The sequence below is a fragment of the Blautia schinkii genome (assembly GCF_013304825.1).
GTDB lineage: Bacteria > Bacillota > Clostridia > Lachnospirales > Lachnospiraceae > Blautia_A > Blautia_A schinkii_B.
This window is the reverse complement of the sequence record NZ_JAAWUO010000004.1, coordinates 119,465-137,724: the sequence shown is the minus strand read 5'-3', so window position 1 is coordinate 137,724 and position 18,260 is coordinate 119,465. Positions and strand designations below refer to the sequence as shown.

The window sequence follows — 18,260 nt, the reverse complement described above, 5'->3', positions numbered from 1 at the left end:
AAAAAATAATGTATAGTGAAAAAGTAATGGATCATTTTCAGCATCCACGTAATGTAGGTGAAATCGAGAACGCAAGCGGCGTGGGTACTGTAGGAAATGCTAAATGCGGTGATATTATGAGAATATTCCTTGATATTGATGACGAAACTCATATTATCAAAGACTGCAAATTTAAAACATTTGGATGCGGCGCAGCAGTTGCGACAAGCAGCATGGCAACAGAGCTTGTAATGGGAAAGACCATTGAAGAAGCAATGGAAGTAACCAACAAGGCTGTTATGGAGGCACTGGACGGACTTCCGCCAGTAAAGATCCACTGCTCCCTTCTTGCTGAGGAAGCAATTCATGCAGCTCTCTGGGACTATGCAGAGAAACATCACATTAAGATCGAGGGTCTTTCCAAACCGAAGTCTGATATCCATGAAGGAGAAGAGGATACAGAAGAAGAGTATTAATTCCCTTATATTTTTAAGATCATAGCCGTGGCATGAGCAAGCTTCGCGCGAATGGAAACCGTAAGCCATTGAAAGGACAGGTAAGTAGACACATGACAGGACTTACGAACGAAGAAGTTCAGGAGAGAATTGCGCAGGGCCAGGTAAATAATAACGAAAACCCCAACACCAGGACTTATAAGCAGATCATTCTGGAGAATACACTTACATTCTTCAATTTTCTGAACCTGGTGCTGCTGGTTCTCGTACTGCTGGTTGGTTCCTACAAGAATTCCATGTTTGTAGGAATCATTTTTATTAATACGGTAATTGGAATTATTCAGGAGATCCGTGCCAAGAAGACCATCGACAAGCTGGCGATCCTGACAGAATCCAAGACTGTAGTTCTGCGTGAAGGAAAAAAATGGAAGATATCCACAGAGAAGCTGGTTGTGGATGATCTGATCTTCCTCAAGGCCGGGGAACAGGTACCGGCAGATGCGAAGATACTGGAAGGAAATCTGGAAGTAAATGAATCCCTGCTTACCGGCGAGGCAGATAACTTGCCGAAGAATCCGGGGGATGAGCTTTTTTCCGGAAGTTTTGTAACTGCAGGTCAGGCCTGCTGCCAGATCATTCATGTAGGAAGCGATAATTATGCTTCCAGGATCACCAGTGAGGCGAAGGAATTCAAGCGTCATAACTCAGAGCTTCGTAATTCACTGAACGCTATTCTTAAGGTGATCAGTATTATTATCGTGCCCCTTGGTGCGATGCTTTTTTATAAACAGTATTATTTTGTGGGAGACAGTATCCGGGATTCTGTAGTCAATATGGTGGCAGCAGTTCTTGGAATGATCCCCGAAGGGCTTGTTCTTCTGACCAGCGTGGCCCTGACTCTTGGTGCCCTGAAACTGGCACAGAAGAAGACGCTTGTGCAGGAGCTTTACTGTATTGAGACTCTGGCACGTGTGGATACACTCTGCCTGGATAAGACAGGAACCATCACAGAGGGAACCATGTGTGTGGATTCAGTGGAGAGCTATCCGCCGGTGTATGAGGAGATTTCTGATGAAGCATCAGGAAATAAGACCGAGTCTGGAGAAAGGAATAACGATGGAACTAAGAGTTCTGAGCTGACTGAGGGTTCGGCTGCTTCTGAAGCTTCAGCAGTTTCAGCCGCGGAAGCGATTGCAAAAGAGGATGGGAGTTCGATTCTCTTACCACAGGAGGAGGCTGAAACCGGTGCAGAGAAAACTAGACAGGAAGATACTGTGAAGATCCGGGAGATCGAGCATATCATGGGAAATCTTCTTTCTGTTCTGAAGGACCAGAATGCTACTGCAGATGCGCTTCGTGCAAGATTTAAGGTGGCTCAGGATATGGAGCTGGATCATGTGATCCCGTTCTCTTCTGACAGGAAGTATAGTGGAGCTGCTTTTAAAGATGCAGGAACGTATCTGATGGGGGCTGCGCAGTTTCTTTTCCCGGAGGGAAATCCTGAACTGATGGAGTACTGTGGCAGTTTTGCAGAAGAAGGACTTCGTGTTCTGGTTGTTGCCCACAGTGAGAATGTAAATGAAGGCACTGAAATCCCGGAAGGACTTGAGCCTGTAGGACTTCTCCTTCTTACAGATGTGATCCGTGCAGAGGCACCGGATACGCTGGCATATTTTGAAAGTCAGGGTGTTGACCTGAAAGTGATTTCAGGTGACGATCCTGTGACAGTTTCAGCTATTGCGAAGCGCGCAGGGCTGAAAAATGCAGAGCAGTATGTAGATGCTACCACCATAACCACTCAGGAAGAGATGGATGAGGCAGTTGCCACATACAGTGTATTTGGCCGTGTAACACCGCAGCAGAAGCAGGCAATGGTGAAATCCCTCCAGGCACAGAAGCATACAGTTGCAATGACCGGTGATGGTGTGAACGATGTTCTGGCTCTCAAAGAAGCGGACTGTAGTATTGCCATGGCAGAGGGAAGTGATGCTGCCAAGAATATTGCAAATGTGGTTCTTCTGGATTCCAATTTTGCGGCAATGCCGGAGATTGTAAACCAAGGACGCCGTGTTGTCAACAATATTCGGACAGCAGCTTCCATGTTCCTGATCAAGACGATCTTTTCTGTATTGCTGTCACTGATTACGATTTTTTTCGGGGATTACTATCCGTTTGAGCCGATCCAGATGTCACTGATCAGTGCCTGTGCAGTTGGTATCCCTACATTTCTTCTGGCTCAGGAGAATAACTATGAGAAGATCGACCACACTTTCCTGCGACATGTGTTTATGAATGCCTTTCCGGCTGCAGTTACCATTACAGGATGTGTATTTACTGTAATGTTGGTATGTCAGAATGTATACCATTCTAATCTGATGCTGAATACAGCCTGTGTCCTTGTTACAGGATGGAACTATATGGCTGCGTTAAAGACAGTATATGCGCCGTTGAACCGCTATCGAAAGGTAATCATTTACAGTATGCAGGTGATCTTTTTCGGGGCTGCGGTTGTTCTGCAGAATCTTCTGACACTGGGCTCACTGGAGTTTGGCATGATCATTTTGGTATTTCTGCTTATGACGTTTTCGCCGATTCTTATCGAAGTGATCACAGACTGGCTCAGGAATATTTACAGCAGGTCACTGGATAAGGGGGAGCAGGGAAAATTTACGATATTTATTGATAAACTTAGAAAATAGAATAATACAAAAAATGAACAAAAGGCACTGCGCAGAAAATGGCAGTGCCTTTTGTTGTGGGGAAAAAAGCCAAATCAGTTACTTGGTCCGCATGAGCCAGATAAATCCAAATGCCGGGATTTCTACAGCCTGTGCGTCTCTCTGAACGCCTGTGAGGAGATCGGTGTAAGTACCGTCCTGTTCGTTGATCCAGGCGACTTTGTCCTGGTCGCTGAAGTTGTAGAGGCAGATCAGTTTTTCCTGCTCAGTTTCTCTTACCAGCGCGAGAAGAGCTTTGTCCCAGGTTTCCAGGGTGTGGGACGGGATTTCAGGGGCGAATACGGAGTGACTGTTCCGGATGGCTTCCAGTTGCTCCAGACTGTTGAAAATGCGTCCCTGGATGGTTTCGGCGTCAGCACGGTTCTGGGCCAGGACCCAGTTGAAGTGGCCGTTGTGGAGCCAGCGTGGATCAGCTGCTTTGGACGAATCGGTTTTGTAGGTGTAGTCATTGAGCTGTCCGATCTCGTCTCCGCTTCGAAGTACCGGGATTCCCGGGAGGGAAAGAAGGAGAGCATGAAGGGTTACATCGTAGCGGATTCCGCGGCTGACACCGTCTGCATTGCCTTCGTAGTCAAAACGTTCGATTCCTGCAAGAGATGCAGTTGTACCGCAGAGCTCAGATTCTTCAGTTTCCGTATTTATGTAGATTTCACCCCGGGCAAAGGAATCCGGGAAGGTACCTGAGAGAAATTCATTCAGATAATCTCTGTGAGGGCCTTCTGTGATGAAGCTGTCTTTCAGGAAATCGTAGTCCAGATTCCAGCGTACGGTGTTACGGTTGCGGAGGTAGTTCTGGAATACCGGTGCCTGGGAAAGAGCGGCAGTTTTGTCGATTCCATGGCGAAGAAGAGAAGTATCCTTTGTGGCAACGGTGTGCCAGATATCGGACATCAGCTGTGTGCTGTTTACAATGTGAAGTTCCGGCATATCAGAGGTTCCCCCAAATGCAGCTGCCTCGGCAGGAGTACGGTCGGTTTCTCCGAGAAGAAGAACTCCCGGGCATACGATCTCGCAGACCATACGTGTCATGCGAAGCAGGGAGTGAAGCTTCCAGAGATCTTCGGTGTTCAGCATTGGAAGGACACCGAGGCTGAAAACAGAAGCTCCCACATTTGCAAGCTCCAGGATCTGGAGAAGCATTGCATTAAAGAATGCCGGAGTCTGGAGTACACATGGCGAACCGGACTGCGGATCATCCACAGAAAGGCTTAACGGGATCTCAAGGGCCAGGCGGATGTCTGCTTTCTGGCAGTTAGCTGCAAGGGTGTGCAGATCTTCGGAAGTTCCGATTTCCGGGATAATGCGAAGAGAGCAGTTGGAGGTTGCCTGAAAAAGATCTGTCAGGTACAGAGTGTCTGCCTTGCATTCGCTGACATAGTCCAGTTTATTGGATAGTCCGGAAAGGGTATCTGCGAAATCAGCAGGGTTTACAGCCATTCCTGTGAAAGTGGTTTTGCGGAACCAGTCAGGATTTTGTGCGCAGGCCTGGTCAGCTTCTTTCATGGAAAGAGAACGCTCGCGGTAGATCTCTTTCATTTTTTTTGTAAGGCTTGAGAATGTGCCGGCAACCTCAGGATGATCGCGGAACAGCTCGCAGTAGAGCCATTTCAGATCATTGTAGTAGCGGTTCAGACGCTTCTCGTAGAGAGCATCGTAGGCAGTGTCCTCTTTGGAAGTCTCAACTTTCAGAGGTTCCGTTTTGGAAGTAGTTACTTTTGCCGGCTCAGTTTTGGAAGTCTCGACTTTAATTGGCTCAGTCTTGGAAGTCTCGACTTTAATTGGCTCAGTTTTGGAAGTCTCGACTTTGAGCGGTTCAGTCTTAGAAGTCTCAACCTTAAGAGGCTCTTTCTTCACAGTCTCAATTTTTTCTGTCTCAACTTTAGCATTTTCAACAGAGTTAACAGCACTGGCACTGGTACCGGCAGCAGCGGTATTCTTTTTCAGCTGCTTTTCTTTCTTTGCCTGCATGGCAGCTTTCTTTTTCTGGAGTCTTTTTGTTGACATATATTAAATATTCCTCCTTAATGAATTAGTATCAGTATAATAAGTAAAATCTACAGCTTATGGAAAACCGGCTGGCGGTTTTTAAACACAGTATAATAGGAAAATCCACATTCACGGAGAACCTCAACTGCTTTGTTAAAGGCATAACCGATCTTATCCGGAGTATGTGCATCAGCCCCGATCGTAATGATCTCACCGCCAAGCTCGCGGTAACGGCGTATGATATTGACGCAGGGATTCGGCTCTCCAAGCCCGTAGTGATAACCGCCTGTGTTAAGCTCAATCCCCACATTCTTTCGGATCAGCGTACGCAGGATCTCATCCAGGATCTCCTTGTACCGGCCATAAGAATACTGTCGGTTCTGATTCGGACCATAGCGTACTACATAGTCAATATGTCCGTATACATCCATTTCGTCAAAAACAGCGATATTTTCCAGGATGGATTCGAAATATTCCATATAGCAGGCAGATTCCTTACGACCCGCAAAATAAGAAGGATAATAAGGATCATATCCATGCACCACGTGAGAGGAACCAATAACGAAATCAAAAGGAACTTCTTTCAGAAGTCCGGAAAAAGATTCTGCAAGATGAGGCTGAAGCCCAAGCTCGATCCCGAAGTTAACATTGATCTGGTCTTTAAAAGCATCTGCAAGACTCTCAAGCTTCTGTCGGTATGCCGGGATATCCAGCGAAAAATCAAGATCCTCCGGAGTATCAGGATAATCCGGATCAAAATGTTCAGTAAAACAGATTCCCTTAAGCCCCTGTTCTACGGCAGTCTGGATCATCTCTTCCATAGGAGTATCGGAATCTGAGGAAAAAGAGGAGTGCATATGGCAGTCCCATAAAATTTTCTGGTCCATGTTTTACCTCCATATTCAAGTCTTTATATTCTGTGACAATGTTTTTATCTGTCTGTTGCGCAGCCGGATAAGTTACTGGTGGGATTAAGGATATCCGTTTTGGTACTTAACAGGACAGAACTTTCTATCACAGAATTATAACACATTTTTCATAAATTTTCTTAATATTTATTTTAATGTGCTTTTTTATAAATAGCTCTTGAATTTTTGTTTGGAATTAGGTACAATATGAGACAGGTTGATGTTTCTTTAACAAAGGAACGATTTAAATCACCATTCAATTCATAGGAGGAATTTATCATGGCAGTAAAAGTTGCAATTAATGGTTTTGGACGTATCGGTCGTCTTGCATTCCGTCAGATGTTTGGAGCAGAAGGATTTGAGATCGTAGCAATCAACGATCTTACATCTCCTAAGATGCTTGCTCACTTATTAAAATATGATTCTACACAGGGAAGATATGCTCTTGCTGATAAAGTAACAGCAGGCGAGGATTCCATCACAGTAGACGGAAAAGAGATCAAAATCTATGCTAAGGCTAACGCTGCAGAGCTTCCATGGGGAGAGATCGGTGTAGACGTAGTTCTTGAGTGCACAGGTTTCTACACATCTAAAGACAAAGCTCAGGCTCATATCGATGCAGGTGCTAAGCACGTAGTTATTTCCGCTCCGGCTGGAAACGACCTTAAGACAATCGTTTACAACGTAAACCATCAGGGTCTTACAAACGAGGACAAGATCATCTCCGCAGCTTCCTGTACAACAAACTGCCTTGCACCAATGGCTAAGGCTCTTAACGATCTTGCACCGATCAAATCCGGTATCATGTGCACAATCCACGCTTACACAGGCGATCAGATGACACTTGACGGACCGCAGAGAAAAGGCGATCTGAGAAGATCCCGTGCAGCTGCAGTTAACATCGTTCCGAACAGCACAGGTGCTGCTAAAGCTATCGGACTTGTTATCCCAGAGCTTAACGGCAAACTTATCGGTTCTGCACAGCGTGTACCTACCCCAACAGGTTCTACAACAATCCTTACAGCAGTAGTTGAAGGAAACGTTACTAAAGAGCAGATCAACGCAGCTATGAAAGCAGCTTCCAATGAGTCCTTCGGATACAACGAGGATGAGATCGTATCCAGCGATATCGTTGGTATGAGATTTGGTTCCCTCTTCGATGCTACTCAGACAATGGTACTTCCACTTGAGAATGGCACAACAGAGGTTCAGGTAGTTTCCTGGTATGACAACGAGAACTCCTACACAAGCCAGATGGTTCGTACAATCAAGCACTTCGGAAAACTTCTGAACGCTTAATTTTCTGCGAACGGGTGTAGAAGAATAGACTCAGAAAGGGTCCGGTCTGAAGAGGACCGGGCCCTTTTTTTCCAAAAGACCAAACAAAAAAATGTCTGAGGAATGACTGTTAACAGAGCGGACAACAATATCGCTCGCCCTTATTGATCTGCTTTTGCAGAAATAAAAGTTAAGGAGATATAGAGATGCTGAACAAAAAAAGTGTTGACGATATCAATGTAAAAGGACAGAGAGTACTTGTAAGATGTGATTTCAACGTTCCGCTTCAGGACGGAAAGATCACAGATGAGAACCGTCTTGTAGCTGCTCTTCCGACAATCAAGAAACTGATCGCAGACGGTGGAAAGGTTATCCTCTGCTCCCACCTTGGAAAACCGAAGGGAGAGCCGAAACCGGAGCTTTCTCTTGCACCGGTAGCTGTTCGCCTTTCCGAGCTTCTTGGACAGGAAGTAAAATTTGCAGCAGATCCTGAGGTAGTAGGACCGAACGCAAAGGCTGCTGTAGCAGCAATGAAAGACGGCGACGTAGTTCTTCTTGAGAACACACGTTATCGTGCAGAAGAGACAAAGAACGAGGATAAGTTCAGCGAAGAGCTTGCTTCCCTTTGCGACGTATTTGTAAACGATGCATTTGGAACAGCTCACAGAGCTCACTGCTCCAATGTAGGTGTTACCAAATATGTGAAGACAGCAGTTGTAGGATATCTGATGGAGAAAGAGATCGCATTCCTTGGAAACGCTGTAAACAATCCGGAGAGACCATTCGTTGCAATCCTTGGCGGAGCTAAGGTTTCCAGCAAGATTTCCGTTATCAACAACCTTCTTGACAAGGTAGATACACTGATCATCGGTGGTGGAATGTCTTACACATTCTCCAAAGCTATGGGTGGACATATCGGAAGATCCCTCTGCGAGGATGATTACCTTCAGTATGCACTTGACATGATGAAGAAAGCAGAGGAGAAAGGTGTGAAACTTCTTCTTCCTGTAGATAACAGAATCGGTGATGACTTCTCCAACGACTGCAATATCCAGGTTGTAAAACGCGGTGAGATTCCGGACGGATGGGAAGGAATGGATATCGGACCTGAGACAGAGAAGATCTTTGCAGACGCTGTTAAAGATGCCAAGACAGTTGTATGGAACGGACCGATGGGATGCTTCGAGATGCCGAACTTCGCACATGGTACAGAGGCAGTTGCAAAAGCTCTTGCTGATACAGACGCAACAACCATCATCGGTGGTGGTGATTCCGCAGCAGCTGTAAATATCCTTGGATATGGCGACAAGATGACACACATCTCCACAGGTGGCGGTGCTTCTCTTGAGTTCCTTGAGGGCAAAGAGCTTCCGGGCGTAGCAGCAGCTAACGATAAAGACTGATAAAAAATAAAGTGTTCCGCGAACACGAAAAGGAGATAAAAACAATGGCAAGAAAGAAAATTATTGCTGGAAACTGGAAAATGAACATGACACCAAGCGAGGCTGTAAAGCTTGTTGAGACTTTAAAACCGCTTGTTGTTAACGATGAAGTTGACGTAGTATTCTGCGTACCGGCTATCGACATCATCCCTGTTGTTGAGGCAGCTAAAGGTTCTAACATCCAGGTTGGTGCTGAGAACATGTACTTCGAGGAGAAAGGTGCTTACACAGGTGAGATCGCTCCGGCTATGCTCGTAGATGCAGGCGTTAAGTACGTTGTACTTGGACACTCCGAGAGAAGAGAGTACTTCGGTGAGACAAACGAGGACGTTAACAAAAAAATGCTCAAAGCTTTCGAGCATGGCATCACACCGATCATGTGCTGTGGTGAGACACTTACTCAGAGAGAGCAGGGCGTAACAATGGACTTCATCCGTCAGCAGGTTAAGGTTGGATTCCAGGGTGTTACAGCTGATCAGGCTAAGACAGCAGTTATCGCTTACGAGCCGATCTGGGCTATCGGAACAGGTAAGACAGCTACAACAGAGCAGGCTCAGGAAGTTTGCGCTGATATCCGTAAATGCATCGCTGAGATCTATGATGATGCTACAGCAGCAGAGATCCGTATCCAGTACGGCGGATCTGTAAACGCTGCAACAGCTCCTGACTTATTCGCTCAGGCTGACATCGATGGCGGTCTTGTAGGTGGCGCTTCCCTGAAACCGGATTTCGGAAAGATCGTAAACTACAAATAAGATCTACTAAGATCAACTCTGAAGAGGGGGCTTTGGCCCCTTCTTTTTTAAACAAAAACTCCCTCTGAAATCAACCGGTGCAGATCATGCCATCATAACGCCGTTAATTTCAGAGAGAGTTTTTATTATTTTCAGGAGAAGTACTTTTTTTCTCGAGCTCATCTGTATTTTCAGTATTTTCACCAGGATCAGGAATGTGTTCCACAATATCTTCAATATTACAGTGAAAGATGGAGCACAGCCTGTCTATTGTAAAAATCTCAATATTCTTATTTTTCCTTAGTCTGTCCAGAAGTGAACGTGTAATCTCATAATGTTCATAGAGATCATACTGGGAAATTCCGCGTTCCTTCATAGTCACCCAAAATCTGTCATATTTTATCATATGTGTATCCTGTCCGATTCGTCCTTGAATTAAACTTATTATGAATGTAAAATTGGAATTACAACAGTGTCCTTATAGAGACACTATAGAGAGGAGAGACAATGAAGAAATTTTTAAGAAGACTTTTTTCTGTGGTAATCACGCTCTATTTTTCAGCTACTATGTTTTACTGTTTTGTGGCCGGAGCACCAACAGGGGGAAATGGAAAGGTGATCTATCTTGTATCAGCAGCAGGTCTTGCTGTTCTGATGCCGGGTTTTGCCTGTGGATGCCTGTATTACATTCGATATCTCAGGAAAAAACTTGATGAACAGGGGAAATGATCCGGATTTATGGTATTATAATAAAGAGTAAGGCTGTAACCATGGGAAGCAGATAATAGATTGATCTATGGAGGTTTTTATGGGAAATATTCTGGATTATCTGGACTGGAGAGGAGATATTACTTTTGAACAGGCATCGTTTAATGAAGTGGACAATCTGATACTGGCATGCTTTTCCTATCTTGAACTGGATGGTATCCGCGGGATACAGGATGGAAATACTCTTTATCTGGAGGAGCTTTCAGAGAACTTTTTTGCAGAAAAAAAGGACGAAAAAATTAAAGCCCAGACCACGTTCCTGAAGAATATACCAGAGCTCTTAAGAAAAATGGCCAGGTCCGACAGATATCGGAAATGCAGGGTGGGTGGTTTTGTCAATGAGATCCTGTCAAGCGAGATACAGCAGTTTGCAGCTGTGACAATAGAACTGCCAGACGGAACTGTCTATATTTCATTCAGAGGCACGGATGATACCATTACCGGATGGAAGGAAGATTTCAATCTCAGCAACGGGATCGTTCCATCCCATAAGCGTGCGCTGGAATATCTGGAAAAAGAAGGCAGGTACATCCAGTCCATGCTGCGTATCGGCGGTCATTCCAAAGGCGGAAATCTGGCCATGTATGCTGCACTGCAGTGTGAGGAAGAGATACAGGAGAAGATCCTGACAGTTTATGATAATGACGGACCCGGATTCCCGGAAGGATTTTTTTATGTAAGAGATACAGAAAAGATCCTGAAAAAAGTAACGAGGATCATACCGGAAGCATCTGTGATCGGTATGCTGCTTACCCACCAGAAAGAACCGGTGATCATAGGCAGTACGCAGAAAGGGATTCTGCAGCACGATGCTTTTACCTGGGAGATCATGGGAACTTCTTTTATAAGAAAAGAAGGTTTGACCAGAAAAGCAGAGACAATGGATCTGAGACTTCATAAATGGATTGATGGCATGAATGAGGAGCAGAGAGCCCATCTGATTACGGAGCTTTTTTCCGTGCTTGAGGCCACCGGGGCGGAGACGATCCAGCAGATCCTGGACGGAGGAGTGAAAAGTCTGGCTGCCATGGCATGGCGTCTGGATAAACTGGAACCGGAATCCAAAGCCATGGTACAGGAGCTGATCACAGGACTTTTTGCAAGCTGGCTGGAGCTTCTTCCGATGCCGGAGCTTGACAAAAAACGTTTTCTGCCATAACATATGAGATAACTCTGATAAAAAATGGAAAAAAATGAAAGGGGACATCAGAAAATGAGCGAAAAAGTCGTAAATGCGGCCCTCCTTGGCCTGGGAACAGTAGGAACAGGCGTATATAAAGTCATCAGGAACCAGGAGCAGGAAATGACAGCCAAGCTTGGATGTCAGGTAAAGATCACAAAGATCCTGGTGCGCAACCTTGAAAAAGCAGTTAAGAAAGTAGAAGATCCGTCTATTCTTACAACGAACTGGGATGATATTGCAGGAGATCCTTCTATTGATATCGTGATCGAACTGATCGGTGGTATTGAGCCTGCACGCACATATATCCTTTCCGCATTGAGAGCAGGAAAGAATGTAGTAACAGCTAACAAGGATCTGATTGCAGTTCATGGAAAAGAGATCCTGGAGACAGCAGGGGAGGCGCAGAAAGACTTTTTATTCGAGGCAGCAGTTGCCGGCGGAATTCCGATCATCAGTCCGCTGAAGAACAGCCTTGAGGCCAACCATGTGACGGAAGTTATGGGAATCGTAAACGGAACCACAAACTTTATCCTCACAAAGATGTCCCAGGAGGGTATGGAATTTTCTGATGCCCTTGCCCTTGCGACAGAACTTGGATATGCAGAGGCAGATCCTACGGCAGATATCGAAGGTATCGATGCAGGAAGAAAGGTTGCGATTCTTGCTTCCGTTGCTTTTAATTCCAGAATCACTCTGGATAATGTTCATATAGAAGGAATTACCAGGATCACAGCCAAAGATATCCGTTATGCTAAGGAGATGGGCTGCGAGATCAAGCTGCTGGGTGTTGCGCGCTGTCAGGAGGACGGTGTTGAGGCTTATGTATGCCCGATGCTGATTCCGGCAGAACATCCGCTTGCTTCTGTAAATGATTCCTACAATGCTGTTTTTGTACGCGGTGATGCAGTTGGAGATACCATGTTCTACGGACGTGGAGCAGGTGAGTTTCCTACAGCAAGTGCTGTTGTGGGTGATGTATTTGAGGTAGTCCGCAATATGAAGGCAGACTGCTGCGGACGTGTAGGCTGCACCTGTTATAAGACTCTTCCGGTGAAAGAGATGGCAGACACTCATAACCGTTACTTCCTCCGCCTTCAGGTAGAGGACCGCTGCGGTGTACTTGCCGAGATTCTGGAGTATTTTGCCAAATATCAGGCAAGTGTTGCACAGATCATGCAGAAAGAGAGCAAGAGACCGGATACAGCAGAGGTTGTTGTGATCACCAAGCTGGTAAGCGAGGGAGCTTTCTTCAAGGTTAAGGAAGAGCTGGAGAACAGCCCGTCTGTAAGAAAGATTTCTTCCATGATCCGTGTATATGAGAATTAAAAAAATTCCCACGGAAATCAGCGCAGAAATTTGCAGATCCGGTTTTGAGGAATTTGTATCAGGATAAATTTTTATCAAAGAAAACGTTGCAAAATTCCTGGATTTTGGTACTATATAAAATGGAAAACAAAAGAATTCTGTCAGACACAGAAAGCAGGAACGATCCCGGCGAAATGTGGGCGGCAGATTTTCGATCAAAGATAAGAAGGGGAAAATTATGAGCAAAAAACCAACCGTATTAATGATCCTTGATGGTTATGGACTGAATGACAGACATGACGGAAATGCTGTATACGAGGCCAAGACACCGGTTATGGACGGACTGATGAAAGATTATCCGTTTGTAAAAGGCAATGCAAGCGGACTTGCAGTAGGCCTTCCGGATGGACAGATGGGTAACTCCGAGGTAGGTCATATGAACATGGGTGCAGGCCGCATCGTATACCAGGAGCTTACAAGAATTACAAAAGAGATCCAGGACGGCGATTTCTTCAAGAACGAAGCACTTCTTGCAGCAATGAAGAATGCGAAAGAGAATGATTCCGCAATCCATTTCATGGGACTTCTTTCTGATGGTGGTGTACACAGCCACAATACACATCTCTATGGACTTCTTGAGATGGCTAAGAGAGAAGGACTTAAGAAGGTTTACGTACACTGCTTCCTGGACGGTCGTGACACACCGCCTGCATCAGGTAAGGAATTCGTAGAGCAGCTGGAAGCCAAGATGAAAGAGATCGGCGTTGGTGAGATCGGAGTGATCTCCGGACGTTACTATGCAATGGATCGTGATAACCGCTGGGATCGTGTAGAGCTTGCATACAAGGCTCTTACACAGGGTGAAGGCGTAAAAGGAACAGACGCTGCAGCTGCAGTTCAGGCTTCCTACGATGATGACAAGACAGATGAGTTTGTTCTTCCGACAGTTATCGAGAAAGATGGCAAACCGGTTGCAACAATTTCTGATAAGGATTCCGTTGTATTCTTTAACTTCCGTCCTGACCGTGCTAGAGAGATCACAAGAGCTTTCTGTGATGATGATTTCAAGGGCTTTGAGAGAGCTAAAAGACTGGATACTACCTTCGTATGCTTTACAGAGTATGATGATACGATCCAGAACAAACAGGTAGCATTCCACAAAGTTCTTCTTCACAATACATTCGGTGAGTACCTTGCAGCTCATGATATGACACAGGCTCGTATTGCTGAGACAGAGAAATATGCACACGTAACATTCTTCTTCAATGGCGGTGTTGAGGAGCCGAACAAGGGAGAGGACAGAATCCTTGTGAAATCCCCGAAGGTTCCGACATACGATATGCAGCCGGAGATGAGTGCACCGGAAGTCTGTGAGAAACTTGTTGAGGCGATCAAATCTGAAAAATATGATGTGATCATCATCAACTTTGCAAACCCGGATATGGTTGGCCATACAGGTGTTGAGGCAGCTGCGATCAAGGCTGTTGAGACAGTTGACGAGTGCGTTGGAAAAGCTGTAGAGGCGATCAAAGAGGTTGACGGACAGCTCTTCATCTGCGCTGACCACGGTAACGCAGAGCAGCTTGTAAACTATGAGACAGGTGAGCCATGGACAGCTCATACAACCAATCCGGTTCCGTTTATCCTTGTAAACGCAGATCCGAAATACACACTTCGCGAGAACGGATGCCTTGCAGACATCGTTCCGACTCTGATCCAGCTTATGGGAATGGAGCAGCCGAAGGAAATGACAGGAGAATCTCTTCTTGTTGAGAAATAAATAAGCATTTTTTATGAAAAGCCTTGCGGGTCGTTTCAGATCCGCAGGGCTTTTTTTGCAGTTGTTTATATTTGTTGGACATATGAAAAAAATTTTAAAAACCATCTTGTAAAATAATCCCATTTCAACTATAATCCCTCTGATACATAAATGTTGGTAAGTTTTGAGTATTTTTATCAGGGGGAGAAGACATTAAATGAAAACAGACATGACACAGGGAAAGCCGATGAAAGTGCTGCTGGGATTTACTATTCCGGTGTTCATAGGTAATGTGTTCCAGCAGTTCTACAACATGGTAGATGCTGTAGTAGTAGGAAAGTTTGTGGGAACAAAAGCACTGGCAGCGGTTGGTTCCACAGGAACGATCATTTTTCTGATCATCGGATTTCTGCTTGGGCTGACAGCAGGTTTTACTGTACTGACAGCACAGAAATACGGTGCGGGAAAGATGGACGAAATGCGTCAGACAGTAGGAAATGCACTGATCCTGACAGCGGTGATCTCCGCTGTGATGACAGCTGTCAGCATGACAGGGATGCATGCACTTTTGAAATTTATGCATACGCCGGATGATATCTTTAAAGACGCGTATGCTTATGTTATGATCATCTGCGGGGGGATTTTTGCCCAGGCCTTATATAATATTCTGGCCAGCATCTTACGTGCGCTTGGAAACAGCAAAGTACCGCTTTATTTTCTGATTCTGTCAGCAATGCTGAATATCGTGCTGGATCTTGTGTTTATCGTTGTGTTTAAGATGGGAGCACCTGGAGCAGCGTGGGCTACCGTAATCTCACAGGGAGTATCCGGAGTCCTCTGTCTTCTGTACATCTGGAAATACGTTCCGGAACTCCACATGAAAAAAGAAGACTGGTATTTCAGAAAAAGCCTTGCAGGAAAACAGATTGGTGTGGGAATCCCAATGGGACTTCAGTATTCTATCACAGCGATCGGAACCATGATGGTACAGTCTGCATTAAATATGCTTGGTTCTTATGCTGTGGCAGCGTTTACAGCAGGAAGTAAGATCGAGCAGATTTTCAGCCAGGCATTCGTGGCACAGGGAACAGCAAGTGCAACCTATAATGCACAGAATATCGGAGCAGGTAAGCTGGAACGGGTGCGTCAGGGATTCCGTGCGTCCCATCTTATTGGCTGTGTGTACAGTGTGGTAGTCGGAATGTTCCTGTTTTTTGCAGGAAAATATTTCGCATATCTGTTTATTTCGGATAATATCGCAGAAGTACTTCCTATGGTTGATACTTATGTGAAATGCGTTGCACTGTTTTTTATCCCGCTTTATTTTGTAAATGTACTGAGAAACGGAATCCAGGGAATGGGATACGGACTGCTTCCGATGATGGCAGGTGTTGCAGAACTTGCAGGAAGAGGAATCACAGCTATGATCGCAGCAGGAAAAAGCAGCTATATCGGAACCTGCCTTGCCAGTCCTGTAGCATGGATTTTTGCTTCAGCCCTTCTCTGGGTGATGTATTTTTATGTTATGAAGGATATGTCCCGGAAATTATACGGTACAAATAAGTTGTAAAAAAACAATGAAATGAGATGCAAATTCCGGAAAGTATGTTATAATGAAAAAGCTGGTAACAAAACCAGAAAATATCAATGGAGAAGTGTCCGGTTTTGGGGACACATAAACATAGAGGTGGAATATAAATATGAATAACGAGGAGAGGAAGGATATCGAAGACAAGATCAACGATGCCATGGCACAGATCGTCAGTGATACAGCAGGGGAGCTCCGGACTGAGAACGACAGAAGCAGCGGACAGAGATCAGCAAGGCCATCGAAGTCAGCCAGACCGCGTAAGATATCATACGTGCCCATCGATGAATCTGAATTTGACCCCATCGTTCTCCCGGAAAAGAAGAAGCATAAAGGACTTAAGGTAACGGGACTGATCGCTGCCATGGTTCTTGTAGCGGCCGGCTGTGCTTATGCCGGGGTGTCTTATTATTACACCAATCACTTTTTTGAAGGGACAACAATCAACGGAATCGACAGTTCGAATAAAACAGCTTACGAGGTTGAGCAGGAAATCGCCGCTAAGATGGCAGGCTATTCCATTGAGATAAAAGCGAGAGATCAGGATGCGCAGGCCATTGACGGATCCGATATTGATTACAAGTATGTATCAAGCGGTGAGATCCTGAAGCTTTTAAAAACCCAGAAACCATACACATGGGTGAAAGGCTTTTTCGAAAAAACAACTTATACAGCCCAGGAACAGACATCGTATGATAAGACGAAGCTGGAAACACAGGTGAAGGCACTGAACTGTGCACAGAAAGAGAACCAGGTAGCACCGGAGAACGCTTATGTAAGCTTCAATGATTCGGAGTTTACCATTGTTCCGGAGACAGAGGGAAGCGAACTTAAGGTAAAGGAAGCCTACCAGATGATCAGCGAGGCCATCAGCAATGATGAAAATGAGGTAGATCTTGCAAGTAATCCGGATGCCTATGTTACAGCGGATATCACCAGTAACAGTGCAGATCTTCAGGCTACTGTGGACGCTTATAACAATTTTGCGAAAGCAAGTATTACCTATATATTTGGTGATGAGACAGTAACGCTGGACGGAACCACCATCAAGGACTGGCTGCAGTTTGATGAAAAGGGTCAGCTGATTCAGGATGATGCGTCGTTTAAACAGCATATTGTGGATTATGTCGCTCAGCTTGCGGCAAGCCATGATACAGTTGGAACTGAGAGACAGTTCCAGACAACAAGCGGAAGAACCGTATCGGTATCCGGTTCTGCATATGGCTGGAAGATCGACCAGGATGGTGAGGTTGCACAGCTTACCCAGGAGATCCAGTCCGGTACCCAGACAACGAGAGAGCCTGTATATTCCATGCGCGCCAATGCTTACGGAGTCAACGATTTCGGTAACACTTATATAGAAGTGGATCTTACAGAACAGTATATGTGGTATTATCAGGACGGAAATGTGATCTTTGAGTCCGACATTGTATCCGGACTTGCAAGTGATCCTGAGAGAAAAACTCCTCCTGGAATCTTCACGCTGTACTATAAGAAGAGTCCGGATGTGCTCCGCGGTACCAAGAAAGCAGACGGAACTTATTCCTATGAGCAGCCGGTAACATACTGGATGCCGTTCAATGGAGGAATCGGATTCCATGATGCAGACTGGCAGCCGTATTTTGGCGGAGACAGATATCTTACAGGCGGTTCACACGGATGTATCAACATGCCTCCGGACAAGGCCGGAGAGCTTTACAACATCATCCAGTATGATGTTCCGATCATCTGTTTCTATTAATAATAAGAACAAATCAGACAGGAGCCAGCCGGTAATCCGGTGAGGGCTCCTGTTATTTATCAGGAGGAAAAAGAATTATGATGGATGAGACATTCAGCTATATACTTGCCATAGCTGCGGCAGTGATCGGCATTATGCTGCTCACAGGACACGGAGCCATGTTCATGAAAGGCGGCAACACCCAGGCCAGAGCCAGGAAATACGATGAGAAAAAAATGGAAAAAGTTTCCGGAATCTGTATGCTTCTTATTGGAATTGCAACAGGAATCGATGCTTTTACAACATCTGTCACAGCAAAGATCGTTTATGTTGTGGTACTGTTTGTGATACTGGCAGTATTTCTGTTTCTGCTTAAAACGAAATGCCGAAGATAATATCTGAGATATAAAAAACGCT

General features: G+C 45.3%; 15 protein-coding genes. 12 read left to right on the top strand and 3 right to left on the bottom strand.

Annotated features, from left to right (window positions below; translation table 11 throughout):
• The first annotated feature begins 8 nt into the window (after positions 1 to 8).
• Together nifU and HFM85_RS04675 are read left to right on the top strand one after the other, a co-directional pair.
• Positions 9 to 455: a Fe-S cluster assembly scaffold protein NifU gene (gene nifU, locus HFM85_RS04680; RefSeq protein WP_015526995.1), complete on the top strand. Its 447-nt coding sequence runs from the start codon at positions 9 to 11 to the stop codon at positions 453 to 455.
• 92 nt (positions 456 to 547) lie between these two features.
• Entirely contained in the window at positions 548 to 3,133 is a 2,586-nt protein-coding gene (locus tag HFM85_RS04675) for an HAD-IC family P-type ATPase (protein WP_173737384.1), read from the top strand.
• A 78-nt stretch (positions 3,134 to 3,211) separates the two neighbouring features.
• Here HFM85_RS04675 and HFM85_RS04670 read toward each other — a convergent pair whose 3' ends face one another.
• Both HFM85_RS04670 and HFM85_RS04665 read right to left on the bottom strand, forming a co-directional pair.
• The gene (locus HFM85_RS04670; RefSeq protein ID WP_173737383.1) at positions 3,212 to 5,176 is read right to left on the bottom strand and encodes an alpha-amylase family glycosyl hydrolase; all 1,965 of its coding nucleotides are present in this window, start codon (positions 5,174 to 5,176) and stop codon (positions 3,212 to 3,214) included.
• A gap of 50 nt (positions 5,177 to 5,226) precedes the next feature.
• On the bottom strand, positions 5,227 to 6,045 hold the full coding sequence (locus HFM85_RS04665; protein ID WP_173737382.1) for a histidinol-phosphatase HisJ family protein: 819 nt from the start codon (positions 6,043 to 6,045) through the stop codon (positions 5,227 to 5,229).
• 300 nt (positions 6,046 to 6,345) lie between these two features.
• On the opposite strand from HFM85_RS04665, the gene gap reads away from it, so the two are divergent.
• The 3 genes from gap to tpiA all read left to right on the top strand — a co-directional run bounded on the left by gap (position 6,346) and on the right by tpiA (position 9,541).
• Positions 6,346 to 7,365 carry a type I glyceraldehyde-3-phosphate dehydrogenase gene (gene gap, locus HFM85_RS04660; RefSeq protein WP_021652276.1) on the top strand — a complete coding sequence of 340 codons (1,020 nt, stop codon included), beginning with the start codon at positions 6,346 to 6,348 and terminating at the stop codon, positions 7,363 to 7,365.
• A gap of 185 nt (positions 7,366 to 7,550) precedes the next feature.
• Complete coding sequence (locus HFM85_RS04655; RefSeq protein WP_118169292.1) at positions 7,551 to 8,747, top strand: phosphoglycerate kinase; 1,197 nt, start codon at positions 7,551 to 7,553, stop codon at positions 8,745 to 8,747.
• Positions 8,748 to 8,791: 44 nt separating this feature from the next.
• Positions 8,792 to 9,541: a triose-phosphate isomerase gene (gene tpiA / locus HFM85_RS04650; protein WP_021977259.1), complete on the top strand. Its 750-nt coding sequence runs from the start codon at positions 8,792 to 8,794 to the stop codon at positions 9,539 to 9,541.
• Positions 9,542 to 9,650: 109 nt separating this feature from the next.
• Here tpiA and HFM85_RS04645 read toward each other — a convergent pair whose 3' ends face one another.
• Positions 9,651 to 9,926, bottom strand: a complete 276-nt coding sequence (locus HFM85_RS04645) for a helix-turn-helix domain-containing protein (protein ID WP_173737381.1) — start codon at positions 9,924 to 9,926, stop codon at positions 9,651 to 9,653.
• Between the two features lie 101 nt (positions 9,927 to 10,027).
• Here HFM85_RS04645 and HFM85_RS04640 point away from each other — a divergent pair, with 101 nt between their 5' ends.
• From HFM85_RS04640 to HFM85_RS04610, 7 genes are all read left to right on the top strand, one after another.
• On the top strand, positions 10,028 to 10,249 hold the full coding sequence (locus tag HFM85_RS04640) for a hypothetical protein (RefSeq protein WP_173737380.1): 222 nt from the start codon (positions 10,028 to 10,030) through the stop codon (positions 10,247 to 10,249).
• A gap of 79 nt (positions 10,250 to 10,328) precedes the next feature.
• A complete protein-coding gene (locus HFM85_RS04635) occupies positions 10,329 to 11,447 on the top strand; it encodes an Mbeg1-like protein (RefSeq protein ID WP_173737379.1) in 1,119 nt (372 codons plus the stop codon).
• Positions 11,448 to 11,501: 54 nt separating this feature from the next.
• Positions 11,502 to 12,797 (top strand): homoserine dehydrogenase, encoded by a 1,296-nt coding sequence (locus HFM85_RS04630; protein WP_173737378.1) that lies wholly within the window; start codon positions 11,502 to 11,504, stop codon positions 12,795 to 12,797.
• A gap of 217 nt (positions 12,798 to 13,014) precedes the next feature.
• A complete protein-coding gene (gene gpmI, locus HFM85_RS04625; protein ID WP_119239650.1) occupies positions 13,015 to 14,556 on the top strand; it encodes a 2,3-bisphosphoglycerate-independent phosphoglycerate mutase in 1,542 nt (513 codons plus the stop codon).
• A gap of 196 nt (positions 14,557 to 14,752) precedes the next feature.
• Positions 14,753 to 16,105 carry an MATE family efflux transporter gene (locus HFM85_RS04620; protein WP_173737377.1) on the top strand — a complete coding sequence of 451 codons (1,353 nt, stop codon included), beginning with the start codon at positions 14,753 to 14,755 and terminating at the stop codon, positions 16,103 to 16,105.
• A gap of 130 nt (positions 16,106 to 16,235) precedes the next feature.
• A complete protein-coding gene (locus HFM85_RS04615; RefSeq protein ID WP_243873815.1) occupies positions 16,236 to 17,864 on the top strand; it encodes a L,D-transpeptidase family protein in 1,629 nt (542 codons plus the stop codon).
• A gap of 77 nt (positions 17,865 to 17,941) precedes the next feature.
• On the top strand, positions 17,942 to 18,238 hold the full coding sequence (locus HFM85_RS04610; protein ID WP_173737376.1) for a DUF3784 domain-containing protein: 297 nt from the start codon (positions 17,942 to 17,944) through the stop codon (positions 18,236 to 18,238).
• The last annotated feature ends 22 nt before the right edge of the window (positions 18,239 to 18,260 follow it).

Bases quoted from the DNA above. Each gene is read 5' to 3' on its own strand.
- nifU (WP_015526995.1), top strand. From the start codon at position 9: ATGTATAGTGAAAAAGTAATGGATCATTTTCAGCATCCACGTAATGTA.
- HFM85_RS04675 (WP_173737384.1), top strand. From the start codon at position 548: ATGACAGGACTTACGAACGAAGAAGTTCAGGAGAGAATTGCGCAGGGC.
- HFM85_RS04670 (WP_173737383.1), bottom strand. From the start codon at position 5,176: ATGTCAACAAAAAGACTCCAGAAAAAGAAAGCTGCCATGCAGGCAAAG.
- HFM85_RS04665 (WP_173737382.1), bottom strand. From the start codon at position 6,045: ATGGACCAGAAAATTTTATGGGACTGCCATATGCACTCCTCTTTTTCC.
- gap (WP_021652276.1), top strand. From the start codon at position 6,346: ATGGCAGTAAAAGTTGCAATTAATGGTTTTGGACGTATCGGTCGTCTT.
- HFM85_RS04655 (WP_118169292.1), top strand. From the start codon at position 7,551: ATGCTGAACAAAAAAAGTGTTGACGATATCAATGTAAAAGGACAGAGA.
- tpiA (WP_021977259.1), top strand. From the start codon at position 8,792: ATGGCAAGAAAGAAAATTATTGCTGGAAACTGGAAAATGAACATGACA.
- HFM85_RS04645 (WP_173737381.1), bottom strand. From the start codon at position 9,926: ATGATAAAATATGACAGATTTTGGGTGACTATGAAGGAACGCGGAATT.
- HFM85_RS04640 (WP_173737380.1), top strand. From the start codon at position 10,028: ATGAAGAAATTTTTAAGAAGACTTTTTTCTGTGGTAATCACGCTCTAT.
- HFM85_RS04635 (WP_173737379.1), top strand. From the start codon at position 10,329: ATGGGAAATATTCTGGATTATCTGGACTGGAGAGGAGATATTACTTTT.
- HFM85_RS04630 (WP_173737378.1), top strand. From the start codon at position 11,502: ATGAGCGAAAAAGTCGTAAATGCGGCCCTCCTTGGCCTGGGAACAGTA.
- gpmI (WP_119239650.1), top strand. From the start codon at position 13,015: ATGAGCAAAAAACCAACCGTATTAATGATCCTTGATGGTTATGGACTG.
- HFM85_RS04620 (WP_173737377.1), top strand. From the start codon at position 14,753: ATGAAAACAGACATGACACAGGGAAAGCCGATGAAAGTGCTGCTGGGA.
- HFM85_RS04615 (WP_243873815.1), top strand. From the start codon at position 16,236: ATGAATAACGAGGAGAGGAAGGATATCGAAGACAAGATCAACGATGCC.
- HFM85_RS04610 (WP_173737376.1), top strand. From the start codon at position 17,942: ATGATGGATGAGACATTCAGCTATATACTTGCCATAGCTGCGGCAGTG.